This window comes from Acidovorax sp. GW821-FHT10E04 (assembly GCF_059415185.1).
Genome location: NZ_JBWKMT010000002.1, coordinates 177,558 through 203,769 on the forward strand (window position 1 = coordinate 177,558; position 26,212 = coordinate 203,769).

At 69.6% G+C, this 26,212-nt stretch carries 26 protein-coding genes; 12 read left to right on the forward strand and 14 right to left on the reverse strand.

Features of this window, described 5'->3' with window-relative positions; all coding sequences use genetic code 11:
• Positions 1–98: 98 nt before the first annotated feature.
• Positions 99–566 (reverse strand): tellurite resistance TerB family protein, encoded by a 468-nt coding sequence (locus tag AC07OC_RS05685; protein ID WP_218340705.1) that lies wholly within the window; start codon positions 564–566, stop codon positions 99–101.
• A gap of 151 nt (positions 567–717) precedes the next feature.
• Between AC07OC_RS05685 and AC07OC_RS05690 the strand changes: the two genes are divergently transcribed.
• Entirely contained in the window at positions 718–1,635 is a 918-nt protein-coding gene (locus tag AC07OC_RS05690; protein WP_218293980.1) for a DHH family phosphoesterase, read from the forward strand.
• Between the two features lie 191 nt (positions 1,636–1,826).
• On the opposite strand, the gene AC07OC_RS05695 is transcribed toward AC07OC_RS05690, so the two are convergent.
• The 4 genes from AC07OC_RS05695 to AC07OC_RS05710 all read right to left on the reverse strand — a co-directional run bounded on the left by AC07OC_RS05695 (position 1,827) and on the right by AC07OC_RS05710 (position 6,698).
• Positions 1,827–3,038, reverse strand: coding sequence for a DUF1501 domain-containing protein (locus AC07OC_RS05695; RefSeq protein WP_218340706.1), 1,212 nt, complete (start codon positions 3,036–3,038; stop codon positions 1,827–1,829).
• Positions 3,039–3,048: 10 nt separating this feature from the next.
• Positions 3,049–4,635 (reverse strand): DUF1800 domain-containing protein, encoded by a 1,587-nt coding sequence (locus tag AC07OC_RS05700; protein ID WP_218340933.1) that lies wholly within the window; start codon positions 4,633–4,635, stop codon positions 3,049–3,051.
• 138 nt (positions 4,636–4,773) lie between these two features.
• Positions 4,774–6,057 carry an MFS transporter gene (locus tag AC07OC_RS05705; RefSeq protein ID WP_218340707.1) on the reverse strand — a complete coding sequence of 428 codons (1,284 nt, stop codon included), beginning with the start codon at positions 6,055–6,057 and terminating at the stop codon, positions 4,774–4,776.
• A 206-nt stretch (positions 6,058–6,263) separates the two neighbouring features.
• Positions 6,264–6,698 carry a thermonuclease family protein gene (locus AC07OC_RS05710; RefSeq protein WP_218293983.1) on the reverse strand — a complete coding sequence of 145 codons (435 nt, stop codon included), beginning with the start codon at positions 6,696–6,698 and terminating at the stop codon, positions 6,264–6,266.
• 485 nt (positions 6,699–7,183) lie between these two features.
• Between AC07OC_RS05710 and AC07OC_RS05715 the strand changes: the two genes are divergently transcribed.
• Both AC07OC_RS05715 and AC07OC_RS05720 read left to right on the forward strand, forming a co-directional pair.
• Entirely contained in the window at positions 7,184–9,220 is a 2,037-nt protein-coding gene (locus AC07OC_RS05715; protein ID WP_218340708.1) for a tail fiber domain-containing protein, read from the forward strand.
• Positions 9,221–9,582: 362 nt separating this feature from the next.
• Positions 9,583–10,119, forward strand: coding sequence for a DUF2242 domain-containing protein (locus AC07OC_RS05720; protein ID WP_370627835.1), 537 nt, complete (start codon positions 9,583–9,585; stop codon positions 10,117–10,119).
• A gap of 48 nt (positions 10,120–10,167) precedes the next feature.
• On the opposite strand, the gene AC07OC_RS05725 is transcribed toward AC07OC_RS05720, so the two are convergent.
• Positions 10,168–10,707, reverse strand: a complete 540-nt coding sequence (locus tag AC07OC_RS05725) for an RBBP9/YdeN family alpha/beta hydrolase (RefSeq protein WP_218340709.1) — start codon at positions 10,705–10,707, stop codon at positions 10,168–10,170.
• A gap of 130 nt (positions 10,708–10,837) precedes the next feature.
• On the opposite strand from AC07OC_RS05725, the gene AC07OC_RS05730 reads away from it, so the two are divergent.
• Positions 10,838–11,275 (forward strand): Lrp/AsnC family transcriptional regulator, encoded by a 438-nt coding sequence (locus AC07OC_RS05730; protein WP_218340710.1) that lies wholly within the window; start codon positions 10,838–10,840, stop codon positions 11,273–11,275.
• Between the two features lie 80 nt (positions 11,276–11,355).
• Here AC07OC_RS05730 and AC07OC_RS05735 read toward each other — a convergent pair whose 3' ends face one another.
• Positions 11,356–11,898: a dihydrofolate reductase family protein gene (locus AC07OC_RS05735; protein WP_218293987.1), complete on the reverse strand. Its 543-nt coding sequence runs from the start codon at positions 11,896–11,898 to the stop codon at positions 11,356–11,358.
• A 250-nt stretch (positions 11,899–12,148) separates the two neighbouring features.
• Between AC07OC_RS05735 and AC07OC_RS05740 the strand changes: the two genes are divergently transcribed.
• The 4 genes from AC07OC_RS05740 to AC07OC_RS05755 all read left to right on the forward strand — a co-directional run bounded on the left by AC07OC_RS05740 (position 12,149) and on the right by AC07OC_RS05755 (position 17,168).
• Positions 12,149–13,699: an acetate--CoA ligase gene (locus AC07OC_RS05740; RefSeq protein WP_218340711.1), complete on the forward strand. Its 1,551-nt coding sequence runs from the start codon at positions 12,149–12,151 to the stop codon at positions 13,697–13,699.
• Positions 13,700–13,804: 105 nt separating this feature from the next.
• A complete protein-coding gene (locus tag AC07OC_RS05745) occupies positions 13,805–14,944 on the forward strand; it encodes an FAS1-like dehydratase domain-containing protein (RefSeq protein ID WP_218294456.1) in 1,140 nt (379 codons plus the stop codon).
• An 8-nt stretch (positions 14,945–14,952) separates the two neighbouring features.
• Complete coding sequence (locus AC07OC_RS05750) at positions 14,953–16,155, forward strand: CaiB/BaiF CoA transferase family protein (protein WP_494600485.1); 1,203 nt, start codon at positions 14,953–14,955, stop codon at positions 16,153–16,155.
• Positions 16,156–16,187: 32 nt separating this feature from the next.
• Positions 16,188–17,168: a Bug family tripartite tricarboxylate transporter substrate binding protein gene (locus AC07OC_RS05755; protein WP_494600486.1), complete on the forward strand. Its 981-nt coding sequence runs from the start codon at positions 16,188–16,190 to the stop codon at positions 17,166–17,168.
• 13 nt (positions 17,169–17,181) lie between these two features.
• On the opposite strand, the gene AC07OC_RS05760 is transcribed toward AC07OC_RS05755, so the two are convergent.
• The 4 genes from AC07OC_RS05760 to AC07OC_RS05775 all read right to left on the reverse strand — a co-directional run bounded on the left by AC07OC_RS05760 (position 17,182) and on the right by AC07OC_RS05775 (position 20,091).
• On the reverse strand, positions 17,182–17,583 hold the full coding sequence (locus AC07OC_RS05760; RefSeq protein WP_492254925.1) for a hypothetical protein: 402 nt from the start codon (positions 17,581–17,583) through the stop codon (positions 17,182–17,184).
• Positions 17,584–17,585: 2 nt separating this feature from the next.
• Positions 17,586–18,560, reverse strand: a complete 975-nt coding sequence (locus AC07OC_RS05765) for an IclR family transcriptional regulator (protein ID WP_494600487.1) — start codon at positions 18,558–18,560, stop codon at positions 17,586–17,588.
• Positions 18,561–18,601: 41 nt separating this feature from the next.
• Positions 18,602–19,012, reverse strand: a complete 411-nt coding sequence (locus tag AC07OC_RS05770; protein WP_494600488.1) for a PaaI family thioesterase — start codon at positions 19,010–19,012, stop codon at positions 18,602–18,604.
• A 188-nt stretch (positions 19,013–19,200) separates the two neighbouring features.
• Entirely contained in the window at positions 19,201–20,091 is an 891-nt protein-coding gene (locus tag AC07OC_RS05775; RefSeq protein ID WP_218340716.1) for a LysR family transcriptional regulator, read from the reverse strand.
• Positions 20,092–20,210: 119 nt separating this feature from the next.
• Here AC07OC_RS05775 and gstA point away from each other — a divergent pair, with 119 nt between their 5' ends.
• Positions 20,211–20,819 carry a glutathione transferase GstA gene (gstA, locus tag AC07OC_RS05780; protein WP_369641954.1) on the forward strand — a complete coding sequence of 203 codons (609 nt, stop codon included), beginning with the start codon at positions 20,211–20,213 and terminating at the stop codon, positions 20,817–20,819.
• Positions 20,816–21,529 carry a glutathione S-transferase family protein gene (locus tag AC07OC_RS05785; RefSeq protein ID WP_494600489.1) on the forward strand — a complete coding sequence of 238 codons (714 nt, stop codon included), beginning with the start codon at positions 20,816–20,818 and terminating at the stop codon, positions 21,527–21,529. The genes gstA and AC07OC_RS05785 overlap by 4 nt, the downstream gene beginning before the upstream one ends.
• A gap of 10 nt (positions 21,530–21,539) precedes the next feature.
• On the opposite strand, the gene AC07OC_RS05790 is transcribed toward AC07OC_RS05785, so the two are convergent.
• Both AC07OC_RS05790 and AC07OC_RS05795 read right to left on the reverse strand, forming a co-directional pair.
• On the reverse strand, positions 21,540–22,076 hold the full coding sequence (locus AC07OC_RS05790) for a pseudouridine synthase (protein WP_494600490.1): 537 nt from the start codon (positions 22,074–22,076) through the stop codon (positions 21,540–21,542).
• A gap of 74 nt (positions 22,077–22,150) precedes the next feature.
• Positions 22,151–23,077, reverse strand: coding sequence for a peptidoglycan DD-metalloendopeptidase family protein (locus AC07OC_RS05795; protein ID WP_494600491.1), 927 nt, complete (start codon positions 23,075–23,077; stop codon positions 22,151–22,153).
• A 148-nt stretch (positions 23,078–23,225) separates the two neighbouring features.
• On the opposite strand from AC07OC_RS05795, the gene AC07OC_RS05800 reads away from it, so the two are divergent.
• Positions 23,226–24,524: a phospholipase D-like domain-containing protein gene (locus tag AC07OC_RS05800; protein WP_218293998.1), complete on the forward strand. Its 1,299-nt coding sequence runs from the start codon at positions 23,226–23,228 to the stop codon at positions 24,522–24,524.
• A gap of 132 nt (positions 24,525–24,656) precedes the next feature.
• Here AC07OC_RS05800 and AC07OC_RS05805 read toward each other — a convergent pair whose 3' ends face one another.
• A complete protein-coding gene (locus AC07OC_RS05805) occupies positions 24,657–24,905 on the reverse strand; it encodes a hypothetical protein (RefSeq protein ID WP_218293999.1) in 249 nt (82 codons plus the stop codon).
• A gap of 400 nt (positions 24,906–25,305) precedes the next feature.
• Here AC07OC_RS05805 and AC07OC_RS05810 point away from each other — a divergent pair, with 400 nt between their 5' ends.
• Positions 25,306–26,088: a transporter substrate-binding domain-containing protein gene (locus AC07OC_RS05810; protein WP_494600492.1), complete on the forward strand. Its 783-nt coding sequence runs from the start codon at positions 25,306–25,308 to the stop codon at positions 26,086–26,088.
• The last annotated feature ends 124 nt before the right edge of the window (positions 26,089–26,212 follow it).

Below are 26,212 nucleotides of genomic sequence, written 5' to 3' on the forward strand. Positions count from 1 at the left end.
AGCCGCCGGCGGCGGCGAAGGGGCCCGCCGATCCGCGTGCGGCGGCCGTGTCCGGATGCCAGGACTGTCTGCCCGCCGCTGGCGGCCCTCCAAGGTCTTCAGGCAAGGCGTGCAGACTCCTTGGCCCGCATCTTGGCGGCGATGTATTCGCCGTGCGTGACATGCAGCAGGCCGGCCACCTTGCTGATGGTGTGCATCTCGTTCTCGTCCAGGCGCGCGTCGGCGTACGCCACCTGCCACATGGCCTCGACCAGTTGCACCTTCTGCGGCTGTGTGAAGTGATCGTTCAGGCTGCCCGTGAAGCGTTGGTAGTCGTAGGCGCTGCGGGAGGTGTCGACGGCCAGCTCCAGCAGGCGATCCAGTTCATCGTCGGCCAGCGCGAACTTGCCGCGCAGGGCGGTGACCATGGCCGTGCGTTCGGCCGCATCCATGGCCGCGTCGAACCGCACCACCTCCACCAGCAGCACGGCAGCGGCCAGTTGCACGGCGTGGGCCTGCTCCTGGGCGGAAGGGGTTGCCGGGGGTTGCATCAGGCTGTCGAGCAGGTCTTTGAGTGTCTGGAACATGGAGGGTGCTTTCGATGGGGCCGCGGCATGCAGGATGGATGGAGGTCGCACGGGCGGTCTTGGTTCCCCCGCCCTGGTGCGGCCGGGCGGACGGCCGCCGTGGCGATACAGTGCTCGCCCCCCGCCACCACCCCGGCGACAATTGGGGGCCATGACGAAGAAAACCATACTCCCCCTGCAACTGCTGGTTGCCCCCGCCAAGAATGATCCCTCGCCCCTGGTCCTGTACCACGGGCGCTATTGCCCCGACGGCTTTGGCGCCGCGCTGGCCGCCTGGCTCTACTACGGCGACAGCGCCGAGTACGTGGGGCTGGACCATGGCGATGTCAACACCGTGGACGACCTGCCGCCCGTCGCGGGCCGCGCGGTCTACATCCTTGATTTCTCCTTCTCGGCCGAGGTGCTGCGCGCCATCGACGAGCGCGCGGCCAAGCTGGTGATGCTGGACCACCACAAGAGCGCGGCCGAGAAGCTCACGGGCTTTGCCTGCCGCTGCGGCGTGGTGCATTTCGACATGGGCAAGTCGGGCGCGCGCCTGGCGTGGGAGTTCTTCCACCCGCACGAACCCGTCCCGGCGCTGCTGCAGTACGTGGAAGACCGCGACATCTGGAAGTGGGAGTTCGCCGAGAGCGCGGGCTTCCTGTCGGCGCTCGACATGGAGGCGCAGACCTTCGAGCGCTGGCGCGAGATCGCATCCTTCACGCCGCAAGAGCTCACGCTGTTCATGGCGCGGGGCGCGGCCATGGATGAAAAGTACCGCAAGCTCGCGGCCGACATCGCCGAGGGCGCGCAGCCGCTGGTCTTCAACGGCATCGAGGGCCTGATGGTGAACGCCCCCGGCATGTTCCACAGCCTGGTGGGCGACATGCTGTCGGCGAAGACGGGGACCTTCGCGCTGATGTGGAGCGCGGGCGCCAAGGGCGTGAAGGCCGGGCTGCGCGCGCAGCGCAATTTCGACTGCATCGCGCTGGCCGAGAGCATGGGCGGGGGCGGCCATGCGCAGGCCTGCGGTTTCAAGATGAAGGTGGAGCGCCTGCCCGAGCTGCTGACGGGCACCTTCAACGCCTGAGGCCGGGGCCACGCCCCTGGGTCGCTTCGCGCCTTCCCCCTTCTCTCGAATGCTCCGCGATGCGGGAAGGGAAACGCAGCCAGTGCGGCGGGGCGGCCCTTGCACGGATCTCTCCCGGCCCAGGGCGGGCGTGTGCAAACGCCCTGCGCAGCTCTGGGGCATCGTCGGGCCAGTGCCATTGACCCCCGAGGCTACGCCAGCCGCAAGTCGGCCGCCTTTGCCCCCGGAAACACCCGTGCCACGGCGGCGGCGTTCAGCCCGTACATCCGCGCGAACAGCCCGCCTAGCACGCTGCGGTAGTCGTTGAGCACCGGGTAGTCGCGGTTCTGGAACAGCGTGGCGGCGCTCAGGGCCTGCTGCTCGCCCGCGATGCGCCCGCCATTCACGCCACCGCCCAGCACCCAGAACACGGTGCCGTGGCCGTGGTCCGTGCCCCGGTTGCCGTTTTCTCGGAAGGTGCGGCCGAACTCGCTCACCACCACGACCACGGTGGATTTCCATGCGGGGCCCATTTCGTCGGCAAAGCCGGCCAGGCCCCGGCCCAGCTCCTCGAAGCGGTTGGCCAGTGCGCCCGTGGCCGCGCCCTGGGCCACATGGGTGTCCCAGCCGCCTACGTCCACAAAACCCAGCTGGTAGCGCGTCTGCATCAGCCGCGCCATGCGCCGGGCCGTGCCCTCGAAGCCCTTGGTGCTGAGCGCGTTGCGGCTGGCGGCCTCCATCTCGCCCTGCATGGTGCGGGCCACTTCCTCGCGCGTGGCAAAACCCTCGGCCACGGGCGTGGCCAGCGGGGTGCCCCGGTACATGGATTCGATGAGCTGGGCCTGCCGCGCGTCCACGCCGCTGCGGCCCGCGACCGCGCTCAGCAGGGTGTTGGGCACGTCCACCGCGCCGCGCAGCACCAGGGGCAGGGTGCTGGTGAAGGCCATGGGCTGCGGCGTGGCTGCTGCGCCGGCCGCCGGAGCGGCGAGTTCGGCCACCAGCCGGTTCAGAAAGCCCGAGCGGTAGTCGCGCCGCCCGCCCACGGGCTGGCCCAGTTCCATGCTGTCCTGGGTGTCGAAGTGGCTGCGCGAGAGGTCGTCGGTGCCCGCGAAGGGCACGAAGGCCAGCTGGCTTTTCTGGTACAGCGGCAGCATGGAATCCGCGAGCGCGGGGTGCAGTCCCCAGTCGGGCGTGAGCGCCAGCGCGCCGCCGTCCTGTCCGGGGCGGGCGATGGCGATGTTCGGCCGCGTCTCGTAGTAGTAGCTGCTGGCCGTGGGCACGAGCAGGCTGGCGCAGTCGTAGCCGCCGCGCAGGAACACGAGCAGAAACCGCACGTCCTGCGCGCGCGGGGCGGCCAGAACGCTTGCACTGGCGACGCCGAGCGCGCTGGCGCCCAGGGCCTGAAGAAGGTGTCTGCGTTGCATGGTGTTCTCCTCATCCATGCATGAATTCGGGTGATGCGAGGAACAGCAGGTTCCATTCGCGCGGCGACGCCGCCTGGGCCAGCGCGTTGCGCGTGGCGGTGGACCAGGCGGGCTGCAGGGCGCGCACGTAGGCGCTTTGCGCCAGCGGCGGGGGTGTGCGCTGCGGTGCCGCTGGCCCGGCCATCCCGTCCTCGCGCGGGGCGGGGGCCGTGGCGGCCCCGGCGCCGATGGCCCGGGCGATCTCGAAACGCGTGGACATCTGCCCGGAGCCCGACCACGCGGCCGCATCGAGCGGGTAGCCGTCGGGCGTGGCGCGGCCGTACAGGGGCTCGGCCAGGCGCTGCAGCCAGGCGAGCGCGGGCTCCGCGCCGGGCAGCACGGCGTCGCCCTGCGCCAGGCGCAGGGCGGCCAGCACATAGTGCACCGGGTCGCGGAAACGCTGGCCCAGCGATGCGCGAAATCCGGGGGCGTTGAAGAGTGCTTCCAGCACGGCGGCGATGTCGCCATCGGTGCGTTCGAAGGTGCGGGCCAGCGTCTGCAAAAGCGCGGGAGGCGGGTTGTCGCCCACCAGAAAGAGCGCGATCTTGCGCGTGACGAAGCGCGCGGTCGCGGGAGCGCGGGCCAGGCGGTCCAGCGCTTCGTCCACCTCGGCCAGGCCTTCGGCGCGCAAGGGCTGGCCCAGCAGCGTCTTGGGGTCCCAGTCGTGGCGCTGGGGGTTGAACTCAAACAGCCCCTGGCGCACGTAATGGCGGCGCAGTGCGGGCTTCATGCGCGGCGGCTCTTCGCCGGGCGGGCGCAGCGATACACCCACGCCGGTCAGCACGCGCGCCAGCTCCTGCACGTCCTGCTGGCTGTAGCCGCCGTCCACGCCCAGCGTGTGCAGCTCCATCAGCTCGCGCGCATAGTTTTCGTTGATGCGGCCGGCTGCGTTCTGCGCGTTGTCCAGGTAGCGCAGCATGGCCGGGTGGCGCGCGGTGGCGCCCAGCAGGTCGCGAAAGCGGCCCAGCGCATGGGGGCGCACGGCACGCTCCTCGTAGTCGCCCACCAGCGCGCGCAGGCTGCCCTTGCCCGCGAACACGTTGAAGTGGTTCATCCAGAACCAGGTCATCTTCTCGCGCAGCTGCGCGGGCGTGTACAGCGCGCGCAGCACGAAACGCTCGGCCGCCTCCTGCTGCAGGGCGCGCATGTCCTGCTGCCAGGCCTTGAGCGCGGCCTTGCGCGCGTCTTCGGTGGGCAGGGCCTTGGCGGCGCGGTGGCGTGCGTCCATTTCCAGGGCCAGCGCCTCGGCGGGCACGCGGGAGATGGTCATCGCGTCGATGCGGGCCTGGGCTTCGCGCGGCAGCGCGGCGGGCGGGGGGCGTAGCTGGGCGGCCAGACAGGCCTGCGCGCCCTGGGGGGCCAGCGCCTGCGCGCCCTGGGCGGTGCAGCCCCAGGTGACGCGGTCCAGCAGGCGGGCCAGGGTGGGCTCGTCGGCGGTGCTCCATGCCTCCATCCCCGTCGCGCAAGCCATGCCGGGGAGCGTCCCGGCCGCCGCGCCCAGCAAGCCCGCGAGCACGGTGCGGCGGCGCAAGGGGGCGGGGCGTGGTGGCGAGGTCATGAAGAGGTTGGGCGGCAGGCCAGGTGCAAGTGGGCGCATGGTGCGCCGCCCCGCACCGCCGCGCAAGCCTGTGCGGCGGGTTTTACCTGCGCGACACAAACGGCCCGGAGGATGTGTCGATTGGTTTCCGCCCGCCTGCTACCGCGCGCCCGCGGGCGCAGCGCCGGTGGCCTGCGCGGCTTCCTCGAAGCGGTCCACCGTGCGCAGCGTCTTGAACGCCAGCATCCAGCCGCCCACCACGCCCAGCGTGCACAGGCCGCCCACCACGGCCGCCGGCACCACGCCCAGCCACGACGCGCTGGTGCCGGCGCGGAACTCGCCCAGTTCGTTGGACGAGCCGATGAACAGCATGTTCACCGCGTTCACCCGCCCGCGCATGGTGTCGGGCGTGGAGAACTGCACCAGCGCGCCGCGGATGTACACGCTCACCATGTCGGCCGCGCCGGCCACCATCAGCGCCGCGAACGACAGCCAGAACCAGCTGGAGAGCGCGAACACCAGGTTGGCCGCGCCAAACACCGCCACGGCGATGAACATGGTGCGTCCCACATGGCGGTTGAAGGGGCGCATGCTCAGGTACAGCCCCGCGCCGACCTCGCCCCCGGCCATGGCGCTGCGCAGCGCCCCCAGGCCCGCGGGGCCCACGTGCAGCACCTCTTGTGCATAGATGGGCAGCAGGGCCACCACGCCGCCCAGCAGCACCGCGAACAGGTCCAGCGAAATGGTGCCCAGGATGATCGGCCGCGAGCGGATGAAGGTGATGCCCGCCCCGAAGCGTTCGAACATCGTCCCCTGCGTGGGCCCGGGCGCCGTGGCGTGCGCCACCACCACGCGCAGGAGCAGCGCCACGCCCAGCCCGAAGCAGGCGCAGCACACGGCGTAGGTCAGTTCGCCGCCGCCGAGCGCATACAGCAGCCCGCCCAGCAGCGGCCCGCCGATGCTGGCCACGCGCATGAGCATGCTGTTGGCCGCGATGGCCTGCGCGAGCTGGCCGCGCGGCACGATCTGCGGCAGCAGGCTCTGCATGGCCGGGCCCGAGAACGCGCGCGAGCAGCCGTACAGCACCAGCACCGCATAGATGCCCGCCACGCCGCTGGCCCCGTGGCCCGACAGCCACCACAGCAGGGCGCTGCACAGCCCGCCCACGCTCCAGCTGATGGCCAGGATGCGCTTGCGCTCGAACCTGTCGATCAGGTCGCCCGCCGGCAGCAGCAGGCACAGCATGGGCAGGAACTGCGCCAGGCCCACATAGGCCAGCGCCAGGGGCTCGCGCGTGAGGTCGTACACCTGCCAGGCCACCACCACGGCCTGCACCTGCGTGGCCACGACGGCCACCACGCGGGCGATCAGAAAGGAAACAAAACCGGAATGGCGGTAGACGCTGGCGGCGGGCGCCATGGGCGTGGGCTCAGGGGTGGACATGGGCGGGGGAGGGGTGACGGATCGGCCCGGTGCGGTGCAATGCGCCGCCAGGCCTGGTGCGAAGGACCCTGGATGCTACCGGTTGTGCGGCGCCGCCCGGGCCCGCGCCGCGCAAATCCCTCAAAGTGGCGCCGTGCTGGGCCGGCCGCGCCGCCGCATCCTCCGCCGTGTCGCGCGTGCGCCTTGCCCAGGGGGCGCGGAAGGCTTCAGCGGCCGTGCCGGTGCCGGTAGTCCCAGGGCGCCAGCGGGCGCCGCTGGGACCACAGGCCCGCGCCGCCGCCCCGCGCCTGCTGCTGCAGCGGCGCCAGGTGCGGGTGGCTGGCGGCGTAGGGCGTGTACACCCAGGCCAGGCCGGCCCGCACCTGGGCCGCGGCCACGTCGGTGCCTGCGCAGCGCACATTGGCCACCGTGCGGCCATAGCTGTCCCGGTCCAAGGCCTGCAAGGTGGCGCGCTGCCTGAAGCACAGCCGCGCCAGGTTCTGGCGGGACTTCTGTCCGAAGGCCTGGCGCGACTCGGGTGCGTCGATGGCGGCCACGCGCACCTTGACCTGCCGGTAGGCGCCGGGCGTACCGCAGCGCGCGGTGAGGGTGTCGCCGTCACTGATGGCGACGACCAGGCACAAAAGGGTGGCGAGCGGCATGGATGGAGCGAAGCGGGGAAGCGGGTCGGGCCGAGGGGGCGGCGGCGGTGCTCACCCTCCTGCCATTTTGATGGACGGACCGGAGGGTGGCGCTTGATATTCAATGGATTCTAGCTATCAATAGTGTAGCTTTCCGGCACTCTGCTCCCACTCCGGTGGCGGCTGCGTGTGCGTCGTCTTTGCCCGTCCGGTGGCCGCTGTGGCGGGCACGCATCAACGCGCCACCGTTGAACCGCCGGGGCGGGGTTCAGGCAGGGTTTTGGGTGGTCATTGTGAGAAAATGTTTCACCCGTGGGGCCAGGGCCTGCGACCGTGATTCGGCACGCAAGCGCCCACCTGCGCGGCCGGGCCGGTGGGCGAGGGCGCAAGCCTGCCACGGCCGCCCTCCAGGCGGGGTGTGCCGCCCCGCTGCAATGGTGTGCCCGCGCGGCCGCCATCCCCCGTCGCCGCAAGGCAAGAAATCACCGAAGAAAGAGCTTCCGACCATGTCCTCCCCGCGCGTTCATGCCAGCCCGTTGTTCCTCAGCCTGCTTGCGGCCGCGATGTGGGGCCCTGCCGCGCAGGCGGCGGACGTCACGATCCGGCCGGCGGCGGGCTCGGGGTTTGCCGTCAAGGACGCCAGCGGAACGCAGATCCGCTTTCGCGTGGATGAGGGCGGCGCCATCGCCGCACCGGGGATCGGGGCTTCTCCGGCGGTGGCCAACCGGGTGTGCTACGGAGCGGCCGGCGTGCTCGGTCCGTGCCAGGCTTCGGCCGTGGGGGCCACGGGCGCCACCGGCCCCACGGGGCCGACCGGGCCCCAGGGGCCCGCGGGGGCCACTGGCGCCGCCGGCGGTGCGGGGCCTCAGGGGCTTCAGGGGCCTGTGGGGGCCACGGGGCCCGCAGGCGCGGCAGGAACCACGGGCACCGCGGGCCCCGCCGGTGCGACGGGGGCCACCGGGGCGGCCGGCTCGTTTGCGGGCAGCTACATGGGTGCCTGGTCCGCGGCCACGGCGTATGTCCCCGGCACGCTGGTCAGCCAGGGCGGCTCGACCTACCTGCAGGTCTCGGCTTCGGACTCGATCAACGCCGACCCCTCCGTGAGCCCCGCCGTCTGGGCGCTGGTGGCGCAGGCAGGCGCGGCTGGCGCCACGGGAGCGACGGGCGCCACCGGCTCCGCCGGCGTCGCAGGGGCGGCTGGCGCGGCCGGGCCAGCGGGTGCGGCCGGTCCCGCGGGAGCCACGGGCCCGGCCGGGGCCACCGGCGCGACGGGAGCCACTGGCGCCACGGGCGACCTAACGGGGGCCGTCCAGTTCGCGCCCGCTGGGCAGCAGGCTGCCACCACGGCCAGCGCGCTCGTCAACCTCAAGCTGGTCGGTGCCGCCACGCTGGGTTCGGCCGGCAATACGCCACTGCTGTCGCTGTCTGCCAGCGGCCTGTACCTGGATGGTCAAAACCACGACAAGGAGCGTGTGCGTGTGGACAACGACGGCGCCATCCTGTCGGTGGGCGACTTTTCCAACGGCATGGGGGGCGCGCCGGCCGAAGGCCCGGGCACGCGGTTCCTGTGGTATCCGCAAAAAGCGTCCCTGCGCGCCGGGCAGATCGACGGCACCCAGTGGGACGACGCCAACATCGGCATGTATTCCACGGCGTTCGGCTACAACGCCAGGGCTTCGGGCGACTATGGCTTCGCCGTGGGGCAGGGTACGGTGGCGGCCAACGGCAACTCCGTGGCCATGGGGCTGTACAACGTCGCCTCCGGCTTCGCGTCGGTGGCGCTGGGGATGGGCGCGCATACCAACGCGCGGCAGGGCTCGTTCGTTTTTGCCGACCGTTCGTTTCCCACCTTCTGCGACGGCGGCGTGTCCTGCTCGCCAGAAACCTACTTCCGCGCGGGGGTGAACAATTCCTTCAATGTGCGGGCCGCGGGCGGCGTGAACCTGTATACGAATGCCGCGGCCACCACCGGCCTGCGCATGAGCTATCTGTCCACCGGCGGGTCCAACTTCTACGGCAGCTTTGTGTGGACCGACCGCTCCAGCGATGCCGCGATCACCCCGTCGGGCACCAACCAGGCCATCTTCCGGTCCTCGGGCGGCTTCACGATCTACACCGACGCGGGCCTGGCGGCCGGGGTCACGGTGGGCGCGGGGGGCGGCTCGTGGTCCTCCGTGTCCGACCGCAATCTCAAGGAGAACTTTGCGGCGGTCGATGGTGAAGACGTGTTGCGGCGCCTGCGCGCGGTGCCGGTGACCACCTGGAACTACAAGACAGAAGGCCTAGCGGTGCGCCACATGGGGCCCATGGCGCAGGATTTTTCCGCCGCTTTCCGCCTGGGGGACAGCGATACGAAAATTGCCACCATCGATCCTGACGGCGTGGCGCTGGCGGGTGTTCAGGCGCTGGACAAGCGCACGGTGGCGCAGCAGCAAAGGATCGATGCGCTCCAGAAGGACCTGCAGGTCAAGGAGGAGGCACTGGCCGCCATGGCCCAGCGCCTGCAGCGGCTGGAAAAGCTTCTCTCCCAGGCCAGGCCCTGAGGCGCGGGCGCAGCGGTGCGGACCAGGGCGCAGCAATTTGATACCTTGTGTGCGGGGGAACGGGCTGCCCGCTGACATCGCCACCCCGCCATGCGGGCCATACTGCGAAGCCATCGCAATGGGCCGCCGCCGGCGACCCCGTTGCCTCGCGCAAGGGAACCGCGGGCGGCCTGGCCCGTCACACCACCTCTTGGGCTGGCGCCCGCTTGCGGGCAGGCGCGGCCGATGATGATCCATGACACAAAAGGAGTGCCGGTTTGAGCTTTCCTTCGACCACCCCCATTGATCCAGGCGCCCTGGGCGCGCCTTCCTCCCGCGGATTTCCCGGCGGGGCACCGGCTCTGCGCCGCGCCCGGACTTTCGTGGCGGCCCTGGCGGCAGGAGCCGCGGCGCTGGCTTTGCCAGGTTGCTCGGCCACGGGTGCCAAGACCTTCGCCGTGCCGGAGAACTTCGGATCGGTGGCCACCTACTCGCGCCTGTTCGATGCCACCCCGCAGCAGACCTGCGAGGCCTCGCGCCGCGCGCTGCTGAGCCAGGGCTACATCATCTCCACCCACCAGACGGAGCTGGTGGAAGGCAAGAAGAGCTTCCAGCCGGAGGCCGAGTCGCACCTGCAGATGGTGGTGCGCGTGGTGTGCCTGCCGGAGGCCAGCGATGGCAAGGTGAGCCTGGGGTTCGTGACCGCGCTGCAGGACACCTATGCGCTGCGCAAGACCAACAACTCCGCCAGCGTGGGCGTGGGCGCCATCGGCTCGGTCTCGCTGCCGTTTTCCGCCAGCAGCGAATCGCTGGTCAAGGTGGGGAGCGAGACCATCTCCAAGGACACGTTCTACGAGAGCTTCTTTGACCTCGTCAAACGGTACCTGGCGATCGACCAGGCCCAGGCGGCCGGAGGCTGAGGCCCCTTGCGGGATGCGCGCGGGGCCTGGCGAAGCCGGGCGGCGGCCTCACTGCCCGCGCCAGCGCGCCACCTGCTCCCATCCCGCGGGCCAGTCGCCCAGGCCGCTGTCGGCATTCACATGGCCGAGCGCGCCCAGCACCACGTGTTCGGCGTTCCACGCGCCCGCGCACCGCGCCGAAAAACCGGGGGTGGAGTAGGGATCGCTGGTACTGCTCATCAGCATGAGCCTGTCCATCGTCGGCAGCGCGGCGGGCAGCGGGAAGAAGCCCCGGGCATCGGCTGGAAACGCCGGGCCCTCGGGGTCGGGCACGGCCACCAGCAGCAGGGCGTGCAGCGGCCGGTGGTGGCGTGCGGCCCAGTGCACCGCCACCAGGCAGCCCAGGCTGTGGGCGACCAGGATGGGGGGCTGCGCCGCCGCCGCGATGGCGTCGTCGAGCGCCTGTACCCACGCGTCGCACACGGGGTGATCCCAGTCCGCCTGCTCCACGCGCGCCACGTCCGCGCGCCGGGTTTGCCACAATGACTGCCAATGCCCGGGGCCGGAGTTGTGGATGCCGGGAATGAGCAAAACAGGTCGCGTCGCCATTGGTGTTCCTTGTCGTGAAGCAGATCCATCACTGCCCCCCGACGATAGGAAAATCATGCCGCCGCGGCCAGCGGGCTTCATCGGAAAGCGCGCCCCCAAACCTTGAAATCATCGCAAAGGAACCACCCCCGTGGAACTGGACAAGAAAGACCGGCAGATCCTCATGGCCCTGCAGGACGATGCGCGGCAGAGCCTGTCGGCGCTGGGCAAGAAGGTCGGCCTGTCGCAGCCGGCGATGAGCGAGCGCGTGAAGAAGCTCGAGGACGCGGGGGTGATCTCGGGCTACGCGGCACGCATCGACCTGGCCGCCGTGGGCCTGGGCCTGCAGGCCGTGGTGCGGGTGCGCACCACGCACGAGCACATCAAGCGCTACGTGCAGCTGTTCCAGTCCATGCCCGAAGTGCTGGATGCCGTGCGCGTGACGGGCGAGGACTGCTTCGTGGTGCGTTGCGCCTTCGGCCAGCCCGCCGACCTGGAGCGCGTGGTCGATGCGCTGGCGGCGCATGGCAGCGTGTCGACATCGCTGGTGCTGTCCCATCCCGTGCACAAGGCGGTGCCGCTGGCGTGAGGGGACGTGCAAGACGGGACGGCTTGCGGCGCTTGCAGTATCAATCTAGGTTGCTATATAAAATATAGCAAATCTTGCCTCTACGGCCGCGGCACCTCGTAGCGCAGCTCCGCGAAGATGCCGCCCAGCGTGGTCACGGACTTCAGGCGCAGCGTGGGCTGCACGATGGACCGCGGAAACAGCGGCGCGCCCGCGCCCAGCGTGACCGGTGCGATCTGCACGATCAGCTCGTCCAGCAGGCCCGCGTCATGGAACTGCCCCACGAGTTCGCCGCCACCCACGATCCACACATTGCGCCCTGCTGCGGCCCGCGCCATGGCCTGGTGCACGGGCCGCACGTCGCCCTGCACAAAGCGCACGTCGGCACCGGGAATCGCGCGCAGCCTGCGCGAACTGAACACCCACGTGGGCTGCGGGTAGGGCCAGGGCTGGCCCGCGTCGATGGCATTTCTGAGCATCCATTCGTAGGTGTGCGAGCCCATGGCCAGCGCGCCCACATCGCGGATGAAAGCGGGGTAGCTGGAGCCCTCGATCTCGCCAAACTGCAGCAGCCAGCCGAGGTCGTGGTCGGGCGTGGCGAGGAAGCCGTCGAGGCTGGAGGCGCCATAGAACTGGGTGGTCACGCGGATTCCTTCCGGTCGGTGGGTGGCCCTGCACTGTAGTGCGCGCTGGTGACAGCGTACTGGCAGCAATGGTGCGTTGCGCGCGGCCTCGCGGGGCCCTTGAAACCCCGTTCGCGCGGGCACGCGAATAGCGCGAGGAGCCGATGGAGTGCATTTTTAAAAATTGTATTGAGACAATTGATAGTCGTATTTGACAATAAATTTCGAAGAATCGAGACTGCATGCACCGACACACAGAGCCCATGCAGCCATGAAACGCCTGACCGACTACGCCAGCTACGCCGATACCCAGAGCCACTTCGCGACCGAGCGCCTGTGGGATCTTTTCGATGGGGACCGCGCTGCGTTCAACATCGCCCATGAGTGCGTGGACCGCCATGCCGGTGCGGGCCGCGATGCGGTGATCGTCTGCCGCGCCGATGGCGTGGACGAAACCATCACCTTCGACGAACTCTCGCGGGATTCGGCCCGTTTCGCACACTTCCTCGAAGGCCGGGGCGTGCAGCGCGGCGACCGTGTGGCGATCATGCTGGAGCCCTCGCGGGCGTTCTACACGGCGATGTTCGGCGTGATCAAGCGGGGCGCCATCGCCGTGCCGCTGTTCACGCTGTTCGGCCCCGACGGCGTGCGCCTGCGGGTGGGCGACTGCAAGCCGAGCCTGCTCATTACCAACGAGGAAAAACGCGGGGTCGTCGAGGGCCTGGGCACCACCGCGTTCGAGGTCTTCGATGACGCGCTGTGGCAGCAGCTGCAGGCGCTGCCTGCCACCTACGCCAGCACGTCGCGGGCCGACGACCTGGCCGTGTTCCAGTACACGTCCGGCACCACGCGGGAGCTGCCCGAGGCCGTGAAGCACACCCACAAGGCGCTGGTCACGCTGATGGTGGCCGCGCTGTACGGCACGGGGCTGCGCCCCGGCGACCGCTTCATGTGCCCGTCGTCCCCCGCCTGGGGGCACGGCCTGTGGCATGGCACGCTGGCGCCGCTGGCGCTAGGCCTGACGATCGGCAGCTACAGCGGCCGGTTCAACGCCGAGCGGCTGCTGCAGGCGCTGTCGGCCCACCGCTTCAACAACATGTCGGCCGCCGCCACGCACTACCGCATGATGAAGAACTGCGGCAAGGCGGGCGACCACGCCTATCACTTCACGAAGCTGTCGTTCACCGGCGAGCCCATCGACGACGACACGGCCGACTTCGTGCACGAGCGCTTTGGCCTGGAGGTGTGCAGCATGTACGGCACGACCGAGATCGGCGTGGTGCTGGTGAGCTACCCCGGCGCCAGCGACTTCCCGGTCAAGCGCGGCTCGCTCGGCAAGGCCGTGCCCGGCACCCGGGTCGAGGTGCACGACGCGCAGGGGCACATCTGCCCGCCGGGCACCACGGGGCAGCTCATGGTCTTGCGGCGCGGCCAGTGGATACCCACCAAGGACCTGGGCCGCACCGACGAGGACGGCTATTTCTTCCACGGCGGCCGTGCCGACGACGTGATCATTTCCGCGGGCTGGACCATGAGCGCGGTGGAGATCGAGAACGTCATCCTCATGCACGAGGACGTGCTCGAAGCCGCCGTGATCGGCGTGCCCGACGCACTGCGCGGGCAGGTCGTCAAGGCCTTCGTCGTGTCAGGCCGCGAGCGCAGCGAGGGTTTCATCGACGAGATCCAGAACCTTGTCAGGACCAAGCTCAGCCAGCACGAATACCCGCGCCACATCGCGTTCGTGGCGGAGCTGCCCAAGACCCCCGCCGGCAAGGTGCACCGCAAGGTCTTGCGGGAGCGCGAAGCGGTGGCCTGCGCCTGAGCACCCCGCCACCCGCGGTCCCTTCTTCCCTCCGTCTGTCCGTCCATCCATTCATTCATTCACCACCACCACCACCACCACCCCAAGGAGACTCCACCCATGTCCATTGCCACCACCCCGCAGCGCAGCTTTCCCAAGATCACCGACAGCGGCCTCGATGAACTGCGCGAGCGCATCGGCATCAAGATCGGCCAGACCGCCGAGCCCTGGTGCCACGAGGCCACGCGCGACAACATCCGCCACTACGCGCACGGCATCGGCGACGACAACCCCCTGTGGTGCGACCCCGACTACGCGGCCAGGAGCCACTACGGCGGCATCGTCGCGCTGCCCAGCTTCCTGTTCGCCACCAGCCGCATCGTGTCGGGCTATGTGGGCGGCCTGCCGGGCGTGCACGCCATGTGGTCGGGTGCGGACTGGACCTGGCACAAGCCCGTGCGCCGCAACGACGTGATCTCGACCGAGGCCTCGCTCAAGGACCTGATCGAGCACCAGACGCGTTTTGCCGGCCGGGCCATCCAGCAGATCTACCATGTGGACTTCTTCAACCAGGACGGCGACAAGGTGGCCGAGGCCGACAGCTGGTGCTTTCGCACCGAGCGCGACCATGCGCGGGAGCAGGGCAGCAAATACCAGAACGTGCGCGAACGCGGCCCGCGCCAGTACACCGACGAAGAGTTGAACGAGGCCTACAAGCTCTACCGCAACGAGGAAGTGCGCGGCGCCACGCCCCGCTACTGGGACGACGTGAACGTGGGCGACGAGCTGCCCACCATGTTCAAGGGGCCGATGACCGTGACCGGCTTCATCGCTTACGCGCAGGGCTGGGGCGGCCTGTACATCCGCGCCAACAAGCTGGCCTGGAAGCTGATCGACGCGCACCCGGGCGTGGGCATCAAGAACCGCTTCGGCATCCCGGACGTGCCCGAGCGCGTGCACTGGGAAGAAGACTTCGCGCTCGAAGTGGGCGCGCCCGGCGCGTACGACTACGGCCCCGAGCGCACCTCGTGGCTCACGCACCACCTCACCAACTGGATGGGCGACACGGGTTTCCTGCACAAGGCCAGCTGCAAGATTCGCCGCCACAACCCCGAGGGCGACATGCTCTTCATCAAGGGCAAGGTCACGCGCAAGTTCGAGGAGGGCGGCAAGCACCTGGTCGAGATCGCACAGGAGGCGCACAACCAGGACGGCGAGCTGTCGGTGCTTGGCGGTGGCGTGGTGGTGTTGCCCCGCCGCGGGTGAATAGCAGCATGACAAGCTTCAGCGCCCCGGCGCTGGAAGGCCTGCGGGTGGTGGACCTCACCCGCGTGCTCGCAGGCCCCCTATGCACCCAGATGCTCGCCGACAATGGCGCCCAGGTGGTCAAGATCGAGCCGCCAGGGGGCGACGAGACCCGGCACCTCGGACCGCCATACGACGACATGGGCCACTCCGCGTACTTTGCCGCGCTGAACCGGGGCAAGAAGGCCATCAGCCTGGACCTGAGCCAGCCCGACGCGCACGAGGTGCTGCACCGCCTGCTGCGGGATGCCGATGTGCTGGTGGAGAACTTCCTGCCCGGCACCATGGAGAAATGGGGCCTGGGCTACGAAGACGTGCTGGCCGAACGCTACCCGCGCCTCATCTACTGCGCCATCTCGGGCTTTGGCCGCGACGGGCCGCTGGGCGGCCTGCCGGGCTACGACGCGGTGCTGCAGGCGCAGTGCGGCCTGATGAGCATCAACGGCGAATCGGCCACGGGCGCCACGCGCATGGGCATTCCCATCGTGGACCATCTGACGGGCTATGTGGCGCTCACCGGCATCCTCATGGCTTTGTGCAGCCGGCACGAAAGCGGTGCCGGGCAGCGGGTGGAGGCCACGCTCTACGACACGGCGCTGAGCCTGCTGCTGCCGCATGCATCGAACTGGTTCGCGTCGAAGAAGGCCCCGGGCCTGCTGGGCAGCGCGCACCCCAACATCGCCCCGTACGACAAGTTCAGGGCGCGCGACGGGCATGTGTTCATCGGTATCCTCAACGATGGTCAATTCCGCCGTTTCAGCCAGCACATCGGTTGCCCGGGCCTGCCCGAGGATCCCCGGTTCCACGCCAACGCAGACCGCATCGCGCACCGCCAGGCGCTCAAGGACATCATCGAGTCCGCGATTGCCACGCAAGACTGCGAGCCGCTGTGCGAGGCGCTGATGCGTGTGGGGGTGCCCGCCGGGGTGGTGAACGACGTGCCGCAGGCGCTGGCCCAGGCGCACTGCGCGCACCGCGAGATGATCATCCGGCAGGGCGCGTTCACGGCGCTGCGCGGACCGGCGCGGCTGTACGGCACCCCGGCCCTGCCGGGAGCGCCGCCCCCGGCTTTCAGCCAGCATGCCGACGAGGTGCTGGCCGATCTCGGATTCAATGACGCCCAGAGGCGGGACCTGTATACCCGGGGTGTCGCGCGCACTCGCCCTCTCTGATCTGCAGAGCACGAAAAATAAAGGAGACAAGCATGCGAACCTTCGCTGCCATCATGACCGCTGCCAGTTTGCTGTGGGCGATGCCCGCTGCCCACGCGCAGGCCCAGGCCCAGCACCCCAGCTATCCCACCAAGCCCATCCGCATCATCGTGGCCTATGCCGCGGGGCAGGGCACCGATGTGGCCACCCGGTTTTTGGGCGAGCAGCTCGGCCGGGAACTGGGCCAGCCCATCGTCGTCGAGAACAGGGCCGGTGCCGGTGGCAACCTGGGCACCGAGCTCGCGGCCCAGGCCCCGGGTGACGGCTACACCCTGACCATGGGCACCAACGCCACCCATGTGCTCAACCAGTTTCTCTATGCGAAGCTGGCGTTCGACCCCGAGAAGGATTTCGAACCCATCGCCATGGTGGGCACGTTTCCCATGGTGCTGGCGGTGGGGGCCAATGCCCCCCACCATTCCGTGGCGGAACTGCTCGAATCCGTGAAACGCGCCCCCCGCTCGGCCGACATCGCGATGCCCAGCACCTCGGCGCGCCTGGTGGTCGAGTTCCTGAAGGAGCGCTCGTCGGCACCGCTGTTCGGCGTGCCCTACAAAGGCTCGGGCAACGCGGTGACCGACGTGCTGGGTGGCCAGCTGCCGGCGGTCATCGACACGCCCCTGGCGCTGCGGCCCCACATCGCGGCCGGCAAGCTGCGCGCCATTGGCGTCACGTCGGCAACCGCCAGCAACCTGGCGCCCGGCGTGAAGCCCATCGCGGAGCAGGGCCATCCGGGTTTCGAGTTCGTGGCGTGGAACGCGCTGTATGCGCCCAGGGGCACGCCGGCGGCGGTGACCGGTGTTCTCAATGCGGCGGTCAACAAGGTGCTGGCCCGGCCCGAAGTGCGCCAGCGCCTGCTGGAACTGGGCTTCGAGCCCGCGGGGGGAGCGGCCGCGGCCCTGATCGAGTTCGCCAGGAAGGAGCGCCAGCGCTGGGCGCCCATCATCAAGGCCGCGGGCATCCGCGCGGACTGACGCAAGGCTCCGCTCAGGAGCCCGCCTGGAACGTGCCCGGGAAGAGATTCCCGGGCACTTCGATGGTGGCGGGCACATAGCGCAATTGGGCGCGCATCAGCGGGGTGCCCCCCGTCCGGCCGCGCTCCTCGCACCAGGCCTCGATGGCCACACACGCATCCTCGCCGCTGCTGGACACCAGGCGGCCCGTGAACGTCACACATTGGCCCAGCCGGGGCCGGGCCAGCAGCGTGACGTCGGACAGCCCCACCAGCTCGACCGGCGCTCCAAAATGCTGCCCCGGCAGCACGGCCCCCGCGAGGTCCATGGTGGCCAGCAGCCAGCCCGTGGGCACCTGGCCGCTGGCATCGATGTCCGCGGGCATGGTGATGGTCTTGAGCAGGGTCTGTGCCGCCGCGGTACCGGGCGCCGGCATGGTCAGCTCCCGCCCAGCAGGCGAGACAGCTCGGCCGCCTCCCGCTGCATGACCTGGGCCAGCTGCTGCACCACGGCGGCACCCATCTGGCTGCTGAGCCCGACCACCACCAGGGTATGGACCAGCCGTCCGCCCGGCGCGAAGACGGGCACGGCCACGACCGTGATGCCGGCCATGAAGTTGTCGCGGTCCAGGCTCCAGCCCCGGGACCGCGTGAGCTCGACCTCCTTCTTCCAGGTGGTGTACGTGGGGGCCTTGTCCCACACCACCCGGGCGAATTTCTCCTTGAGCGCGGGCCAGCTTTCGCCGCTGTAGGCCGCGATCAGCCGCCCCGTGGCGCTGACCAGCGTCTCGAACTGGCTGCCCACATCGGTGTGCACCCGAAACGGCTGGCTGGAGCGGGACAGCGCCAGCACCATCACCGTCTGGCGCGATGTGATCTCCACCCCCATGGCCGTTACGCCGAACTGCGCGGCCAGGCGGTCGAGCACCGGCTGCACCAGCTGCGTGAAGCCGCCGCCCTCCAGCACGCTGCGGGCCAGGCTGATCATGCCGGTGCCCAGCGCGTAGCGCTTGGTCGACGGGTCGAGCGTGACCAGGTCTTCGGCCACCAGCACCCGCAGGATGTGCAGGCAGGTGCTGGGCACCAGGTGCAAGGCTTCGGCCACCGTCTTCAGCGTGAGCGGCTGCTTGTGCTCGCCCAGCAGCCGCAGGATGGCGATGGAGCGTGTCACGGCGGGCACGGGCCGCACGCGCACGCCTTTGGTCGGCTTGGTGTCGGCGGGGGGCGGGGCGGGCTTGGAGCGGGAGGCCATGGGCGGGTTCTGGAGCTTCAAACCGGCAAGCGTAAACCCATTTGTGGCCGCGTCGGCTGCAGCGCCGTGGTGCGGCCAGGCGCCGAAGAGGGCCATCAGGCTGTGGTGGGCGGGAATGTCCAGGGCGCGCTCCTTGTCGGGGTACAAAGGAATTTCGGCCACGGCGTGGCGGCGGGCAGATGCCGGTGCGGGGCTGGCCGGCTTCATTTCATGGCTTTCATGAGCGCATGGGCCGTCAGCACCAGGCTCGCGCCCGCGCGCAGCTCGCCGCGCATGAAGACCAGGCTGCCGGTGCGCTCGATCACCTCGGCCCGCGCCTCGACGAACTGGCCGGGCCGCACCGGGCTCACGAAATGGGAATCGAGCTGCAGCGTGATGCAGGGGCTGCGGCCGCAGGCTTCCCAGGCCACGGCGCTGAGGGCGTGGTCCATCAGGGTCATCAGCGCGCCGCCGTGGGCCGCCCCCGCGGGGTTGAGGTGCTGCGGTCCGACCGCGAAGCCATAGGCCCAGCCATGGTCTTCCCGCTGGGCCCACAGCGGCCCCGCGTGCTGGATGAAGCCGGCCAGGCTGCGCGCCTTCCAGCCCGTGCCTGGGGGAGAGAGGGTATCGGGCAATGTGAACTCCTCGCACCTGTCTGCAGGGCAGGTGGTGGAGGTAAATTGTACTTTTGAAAAATAATTGTATTAGTACAAAATTCCTTGGGCATGAAGCTACCCGGCCTGCGCGCCCATCAACAGGCCGGGCCAAAAGCCCTGGAGCCGGCCGGCGGAATGGGCCGGGCCGCAGGAACCGCCGGAGTCCCTCAGGGCAGCTGCACCGTGTCCGCCAGGTGCCCGTACACCGCCGCGATGCGCCGCAGGTGGCGCGACTCGGGGTGCGTGAGCAGCCACAGCCCGTTGTCGCACTCGGGCAGCGAGCCGGTGAGCGGGCGCAGGTCGCCGCGGCCCTGGGCCAGGAAGGTGGGCAACACGCCCACGCCCGCGCCCCGGGCCACCAGTTCCATCACGGTGAGCAGGCTGTTGACGCGGTAGGTGGGTTGCGCCCTGGGGTACTGCTTCTTGCGCCAGCGCACCGAGGGGTGGCCGGGCATGGAATCGTCGGGCGCGACCCAGGCCGCGCGGCCCGCCTCCACGTCGGACAGTGCCAGCGGGTTCGAGGCTGCGGTGTACAACGCCGAACGGATCATGCCCAGCTGCCGGCCCACCAGGTGTTGCGGCGGGCGCCTGGTGGCGCGCACGGCGATGTCGGTGTCGCGCCGCGTGAGGCTCACCAGTTCATTGCCCGCATGCAGCTCGTACACCAGGGCCGGGTGGCGGGGCTGCAGCACCTGCAGGGCGGGGGCGATGAGGCCCTGCAGGATGGTGTCGGTGGTGGAGATGCGCACCGTGCCCGAGACCTGCTCGGGCTGCGCCTGCGTGGCGGTGCGGGCGGCCTCCAGCGCGGCTTCCACGCGCTCGGCCTGCTCGGCCAGGGCCTGGGCCAGCTCCGAGGCGCGGTAGCCCGCGCGCGAGCGCTCGAACAGTGGCTGGCCCAGCCCGCGCTCGATGCGCTGGATGGCGCGGAACACGGTGGACGCATCCACGCCCAGCCGCTCACCGGCCGCCGCCAGCGTGCCGGTGCGCACCATGGCCAGCAGCACCTCCAGCTCGGCGGCGCCCAGGCGGTATTGCGCTGGTGCAATGGATGTTTTCATAGATGCGTATTTTGTTTGCGCAAATGCAATCATAAATTCTGTCTGTCGCCCGTGCCACCGCTGTGTACAGCGGCGATGCTCCCAACCCCTTTTTTTTGCATAGAAAGCCCGCCACTGCCATGAAGCTCTACTACGCCCCCGGCGCCTGCTCGCTCGCCGTCCACATCGCGCTGCGCGAGGTCGGCGTCCCCTTCGACCTGACCAAGGTGGACCTGGCGCACCACACCACCGAGACGGGTGCCAGCTACCTCGACATCTCCCCGCGCGGCTACGTGCCCTTGCTGGAGCTGGACGACCAGTCGCGCCACACCGAAGGCGCGGCGCTGCTGCAGTACGTGGCCGACCTGGACCCGGCGCAGGCGCTGATCGGCAAGCCCGGCTCGCGCGAGCGCCTGGCCGTGCTGGAGTGGCTCACCTTCGTCAGCACCGAGCTGCACAAGGGCTTCAGCCCCTGGCTGTGGCACAAGGAAACGGCCGAGTCCACGCGGCAGGCGGCCAAGGCCAAGCTGGCCGCGCGTTTTGCGGAGCTGGATGCCGTGCTCTCGCGCAGCGACTTCCTGGCGGGCGCGTACAGCGTGGCCGATGCGTATGGCTTCACCATCGTCAACTGGGCCCACCTGCTGGGCATGCCGCTCACGGCCTACCCGCATCTGCAGGCCTGGATGGCACGCGTGGCGGCCCGCCCGCAGGTGCAGGCCGCGCTGCGCGCCGAGGGGCTGGCACCGTGAGCGCAGCAGCGGCTGGCGCGCCCGCGCTCACGCTGGTCTCGCACGCGCTGTGCCCGTATGTGCAGCGCGTGGCCATCGTGCTGCGCGAGAAGGGCCTGGCGTTCGAGCGCCGCACCATCGACCTCGCCCACAAGCCCGACTGGTTCCTGGCCCTCTCGCCGCTGGGCAAGACGCCGGTATTGCAGGTGCGCGGCCAGAGCCTGTTCGAGTCGGCGGTGATCTGCGAGTACCTGGACGAGGTCGCCATGCCCACACTGCACCCGCAGGACCCGCTGCAGCGCGCCCGCCACCGTGCGTGGATGGAGTTTGGCTCCACGGTGCTCAACACCATCGGCGCTTTTTACGCCGCGCCGGATGAAGCCGCGCTGCGGGCCCGCGCGCAGGAGCTGCGCGGCCGCTTCGTGCAGCTCGAAGAAGCGCTGGGTGCGTTCAGCGGCGCGGGGCCGTACTTTGCGGGGCCGGATTTCGGCATGGTGGATGTGGTGTTCGGCCCCGTGTTCCGGTACTTCGACGTCATCGACACGTTGCCGGGCGTGGACGGCCTGGGTCTCTGGCAAGGCTTGTCACGTGTGCTGCGCTGGCGCACAGCGCTGGCCGCGCGCGCCTCGGTGCAGCAGGCCGTCAGTGCGGACTATGCCGAAGGGCTGCGCGTGTTCCTGCGGGCGCGCGGCTCGGCACTGTCGCGCCGCATGGACGCGGTGGCGGCGTAGCTGCCTCGATTCAATCGGCCCAGGTGCCCGGCGCCAGCCCGTCGAGCGTGTAGGGCCCGATGGCCGCGCGGATGAGCCGCAGCGTGGGGTGGCCCACGGCGGCCGTCATGCGCCGCACCTGGCGGTTGCGGCCTTCGCGGATGACGAGTTCGATCCACGCGGTGGGGACGGCCTTGCGCTCGCGGATGGGCGGGCTGCGCGCCCACACGGCAGGCGCGGGCTCCAGCAGGCGCGCGCGGGCGGGCAGGGTGGGGCCGTCGTTCAGCACCACGCCGCTGCGCAGCGCGGCCAGCGCGGCTTCGCCCGGGATGCCTTCCACCTGCACCCAGTAGGTCTTCTCCATCTTGAAGCGCGGGTCGGCAATGCGGGCCTGCAACGGCCCGTCGTTGGTCAGCAGCAGCAGCCCTTCGCTGTCGGCGTCCAGCCGCCCCGCCACATACACGCCGGGCAGGTCGATGTAGTCCTTCAGGCCCTGCCACTTGCCTTCGGCGGTGAACTGGCTCAGCACGCCATAGGGTTTGTTGAAGCGGATCAGGCTCGAGGTCATGCGGGGAATTGTGTTTGAATGAAATTGGCCGCTGGCGCTTGTCCATCAAGCGCAAGAAGCTATCAAAATAATAGCTATGCGGGGACGAACAGCGCCGGGTCCACCATGGTGCGGTTGAGCATCACGCCCCAGTGCAGGTGCGGGCCGGTCACGCGGCCGGTGGCGCCCACCTTGCAGAACGCGTCGCCCGCGTTCACCACGTCGCCCACGCGCACATCCTTGCTGCTGAGGTGGGCGTACACGGTGAGTAGGCCCCGGCCGTGGTCGAGCCACACCGTGCCGCCGCTGAAGAAGTAGTCGCCCACGTCGATCACCCGGCCCGCCAGCGGCGCCACGATGGGCGTGCCCGTGGGCGCGGCGATGTCCATGCCGCTGTGCGGGTTGCGCGGCTGGCCGTTGAACACGCGCCGCAGCCCGAACGAGCTGGAGCGCCGCCCCGGCACCGGCACGCGCATGCGCGGCGATGCCGGCGCCTGGCCCGCGGGCTGCTCGGTGAAGGTGGCCATGACCCCGGCCTGGTGCTCGCGCTCGCGCTCGTAGCGTGCCTGGTCCTCGGGCGAGAGGTCCACCGTGCGCGGCGACACCTGCAGGTGCTGCTCCTTGTACTGCTTGTGCGCGACGGTGTAGTGCACCAGGCGCGGGCTGCCGCCGCCTTCGGCCAGCACGGTGATGAACGCATCGCCGGGCGCGGCGGCCAGCGGGATGCCCACGAGGGCGGTCCATTCGATGGCATCGCCCACCACCCGCAGCGGCACATCCACATCGCCCTGGCGCACCTGCGCCACCGGCCGCGTGGCCGCGGGCCCGAGCGACAGCCGCGCCACGCCCCCCGGCACCTGCAGCGCCTGGGGCCATACGGTGGGCGCGGGTGGCAAGGGCTTGGCGTGCAGCAGCCCCAGCATGGCGGGCTGCGCCAGAAGACCCGCCGCTCCCACCAGGGCGCTGCGACGGTTGATGGGGAGGGCGGGGTGGACGAGGGCAGGGCGGGCAGATTCAGACACGGCAGGGCAGGGATAAAAAGCGCAGTGGTGTGTGTTTGGGGAGACGGTGCGATGCGGCCGCTGTCGCGACCCGCACCAGCGATTGTGCCCCCGGTGTTGGCGGTGTCCGCCTACATTGCTCCGCCGGGCCGCCACCTACCATCGCGCCATGCCGAAAGCCGCCCACCGCCGCCGCCCTTCCACCCTGCTCACGGTTTTTCTCACGGCCCTGGCCACGGGCGCGCTGGTGTTGCTGGCGCTCAACTTCACGGCCGGCGAGAAGAAGGTGCAGCAACAACTGCCGCGCCTGTACAGCACCGCCCACCCGCAGTTCGAACGCGCGCTGGGCAGCCTGCTGGGCCCGGGCATCGTGGGCGGCAATGCGGTGACCGAGCTGCTCAACGGCGACCAGATCTTTCCGCCCATGCTGGCGGCCATCCAGGCAGCGCAAAAAAGCGTCACGTTCGAGACGTACATCTACTGGTCGGGCGACATCGGCAAGCAGTTTGCCGACGCCCTGAGCGAGCGCGCCCGCGCTGGCGTGCCGGTGCATGTGCTGCTCGACTGGGTGGGCAGCGCCAAGATGGAAGAGAGCTACCTGGCCGAGATGAAGGAGGCGGGCGTGCAGATCGAGAAGTTCCACAAGCCCCACTGGTACAACCTGGCGCGCCTGAACAACCGCACCCACCGCAAGCTGCTGGTGGCGGACGGGCAGGTGGCGTTCACCGGTGGCGTGGGCATAGCGCCCGAGTGGACGGGCCACGCGCAAGACCCCGACCACTGGCGCGACTCGCACTACCTGGTGCGCGGCCCCGCCGTGGCGCAGATGCAGGCCACATTTCTGGACAACTGGCTCAAGGTCACCGGCAAGGTGCTGCATGGCGAGGCGTACTTCCCGGCCATCGCGCCGGCGGGCACGCAAAAGGCGCAGATGTTCTCCAGCTCGCCTTCGAGCGGCAGCGAGAGCATGCAGCTCATGTACCACCTGGCCATCACGGCGGCCGAGCGCAGCATCGACCTGTCGGTGGCGTACTTCGTGCCCGATGAACTGACCCGCAAGTTGCTGATGGACGCCCTGGCGCGCGGCGTGCGCGTGCGCCTGGTCACCCCCGGCGAACACACCGACACCGAGACGGTGAAAGCCGCATCCCGCGCCACCTGGGGCGAGCTGCTGCAGGCCGGGGCCGAGATCTATGAGTACACGCCCACCATGTACCACTGCAAGGTCATGATCGTGGACCAGCTGCTGGTGTCGGTGGGCTCCACCAATTTCGACAACCGCTCGTTCCGCCTGAACGACGAGGCCAACCTCAACGTGTACGACACGGCATTCGCCAGGCGCCAGACAGCGGTGTTTGAAGACGACATCCGGCGGTCACGCCGCGTGACGTACGAGGCCTGGCGGGACCGCCCGCTGCGGGAGAAGGCGCACGAGAAACTGACGGGCTGGCTGCGTTCGCAGCTGTAACGGTGCTTGAGTGAAATAGGGCGCCAGCGCTCATGGTGAAAGCGCCGGCCGCTATCAAAAGTGTAGTTCTCTGCTTTGAATGCGGGGTGGGGCGGGGGCTCCCCACGCCGGCATTGCCCCCTGTCCCACCGCTCAGTGCGTCACAAACTCGTACGTCACCGCTTCGCTGTCCACCATGTCGAGGATGTCGTCCAGCACGTCCTCGTCGTCGGTGCTGGCCCACAGGTCCTCGGGGTCGGCCGCAAACAGCGGTTCGATGGCGATGTCCATGTACTTGCCATCGGGCAGCTTGATGACGGGCGTGCCCTCGGAGGTATCGGCCAGCTCCCAGTCATCGGGCACGGTCATTTCGAGTTGGATGGTGACGTTGAGTTTTTTCATGGCGAGTCCTTGTTGCTGAACCGGGCAGGGTAACCGAGTTTGACAAGAAATGGGCGTGTAGCGCTTGTTGGACAAGCGCAATATGCTATAAAAAATAGAGCATGGGCCGTGGACGGAGCCTGAGTATGCCGGCCCCTGCGCGGTGCGGGCCTGCATGGCACGCCGCTTGCGACGCTGGGGTGTTGTGCAAACGCTGCCGTCAACGCGCATCCATGCACGCGTGCAATGCCCGTCCTGCGCCGCTGGCACCACCCCGGATGAACGCCCCTGGCTTTTGCCCGCGGGCCTGCTGTAATGTTTGCGGCGACGGGGTGTGCCGGCCGCTGCGGCCCGCGTGGCCGGTGCACCGTGCTGCCACACCCTTCGCCAAGCCACCTTTCACCCACTGGAGAACCTCGAAATGATCCCCAAGAAAATCCTCGCCCTTGCCGCAGCCGCCGTGGTGGCCAGCCTTGCCTTCAGCCAGGCCGCGCAGGCCGGCCCCCGGCTCGACATGATCATGGAGGCCAAGGTCATCCGCGTGGGCACGCCCGGCGACTACCGCCCGTTTGCCATGAAGACCGACGCGGGCTACTCGGGCCATGACATCGACGTGATCGAGACCATGGCCAAGGAGCTGGGTGTGAAGATCGAATACGTGCCCACCACCTGGCCCAACCTGGTGAAGGACCTGCAGGGCGACAGGTTCGATGTGGCGGTGGGCGGCATCACGCGCAACGTCAACCGCATGCGCATCTTTGACATGCTGCCCGGCTACGCACCCTTCGGCAAGGTGGCCCTGGTGCGCGCGGCCGACAAGGCCAAATACACCAGCGTGGACGCGATGAACCAGCCCACGGTGCGTGTCATCAAGAACCCCGGGGGCACCAACGAAACCTATGTGCTGGCCAACCTGAAAACAGCCCAGGTCAGCACGCACGACAAGAACGCCGAGATCCCCGCGCTGATCGCCGAGGGCAAGGGCGACGTGATGATCACCGAGACGTACGAGGCCCTGCACTATGCCAAGGCCGACCCGCGCCTGCACGCCGCGTTCGTGGATGCACCGCTCACGCTCAAGAACTACCTGGGCTTCATGCTGCCCACCGACGATGCCGACTATGTGCGCGTGATGGGCTTCGTGTGGGGCCTGGTGGACAGCCGGGGCGCCATCAAGCAAGCCGCCGACAAGTGGCTGAAGTGAAGTGATGTGATGTGAATTGAGGGATGGGGAGGGGCTGGGGCGGCGGGCGCGTGGCGCGGCACCGCCTGCCGGTGCGCCGCCGTTCACCCCGCCGCCGGGGCCGTGTGCATGGCCCGGCCGGCAC

Coding starts and splice junctions, on each gene's coding strand:
- AC07OC_RS05805 (WP_218293999.1), bottom strand. CDS start 24,905: ATGAAAAAACTCAACGTCACCATCCAACTCGAAATGACCGTGCCCGAT.
- AC07OC_RS05695 (WP_218340706.1), bottom strand. CDS start 3,038: ATGCAACGCAGACACCTTCTTCAGGCCCTGGGCGCCAGCGCGCTCGGC.
- AC07OC_RS05725 (WP_218340709.1), bottom strand. CDS start 10,707: ATGGCGACGCGACCTGTTTTGCTCATTCCCGGCATCCACAACTCCGGC.
- AC07OC_RS05775 (WP_218340716.1), bottom strand. CDS start 20,091: ATGAAAACATCCATTGCACCAGCGCAATACCGCCTGGGCGCCGCCGAG.
- AC07OC_RS05715 (WP_218340708.1), top strand. CDS start 7,184: ATGTCCTCCCCGCGCGTTCATGCCAGCCCGTTGTTCCTCAGCCTGCTT.
- AC07OC_RS05710 (WP_218293983.1), bottom strand. CDS start 6,698: ATGCCGCTCGCCACCCTTTTGTGCCTGGTCGTCGCCATCAGTGACGGC.
- AC07OC_RS05740 (WP_218340711.1), top strand. CDS start 12,149: ATGAAACGCCTGACCGACTACGCCAGCTACGCCGATACCCAGAGCCAC.
- AC07OC_RS05760 (WP_492254925.1), bottom strand. CDS start 17,583: ATGCCGGCGCCCGGTACCGCGGCGGCACAGACCCTGCTCAAGACCATC.
- AC07OC_RS05750 (WP_494600485.1), top strand. CDS start 14,953: ATGACAAGCTTCAGCGCCCCGGCGCTGGAAGGCCTGCGGGTGGTGGAC.
- AC07OC_RS05790 (WP_494600490.1), bottom strand. CDS start 22,076: ATGACCTCGAGCCTGATCCGCTTCAACAAACCCTATGGCGTGCTGAGC.
- gstA (WP_369641954.1), top strand. CDS start 20,211: ATGAAGCTCTACTACGCCCCCGGCGCCTGCTCGCTCGCCGTCCACATC.
- AC07OC_RS05800 (WP_218293998.1), top strand. CDS start 23,226: ATGCCGAAAGCCGCCCACCGCCGCCGCCCTTCCACCCTGCTCACGGTT.
- AC07OC_RS05755 (WP_494600486.1), top strand. CDS start 16,188: ATGCGAACCTTCGCTGCCATCATGACCGCTGCCAGTTTGCTGTGGGCG.
- AC07OC_RS05810 (WP_494600492.1), top strand. CDS start 25,306: ATGATCCCCAAGAAAATCCTCGCCCTTGCCGCAGCCGCCGTGGTGGCC.
- AC07OC_RS05705 (WP_218340707.1), bottom strand. CDS start 6,057: ATGTCCACCCCTGAGCCCACGCCCATGGCGCCCGCCGCCAGCGTCTAC.
- AC07OC_RS05685 (WP_218340705.1), bottom strand. CDS start 566: ATGTTCCAGACACTCAAAGACCTGCTCGACAGCCTGATGCAACCCCCG.
- AC07OC_RS05700 (WP_218340933.1), bottom strand. CDS start 4,635: ATGACCTCGCCACCACGCCCCGCCCCCTTGCGCCGCCGCACCGTGCTC.
- AC07OC_RS05690 (WP_218293980.1), top strand. CDS start 718: ATGACGAAGAAAACCATACTCCCCCTGCAACTGCTGGTTGCCCCCGCC.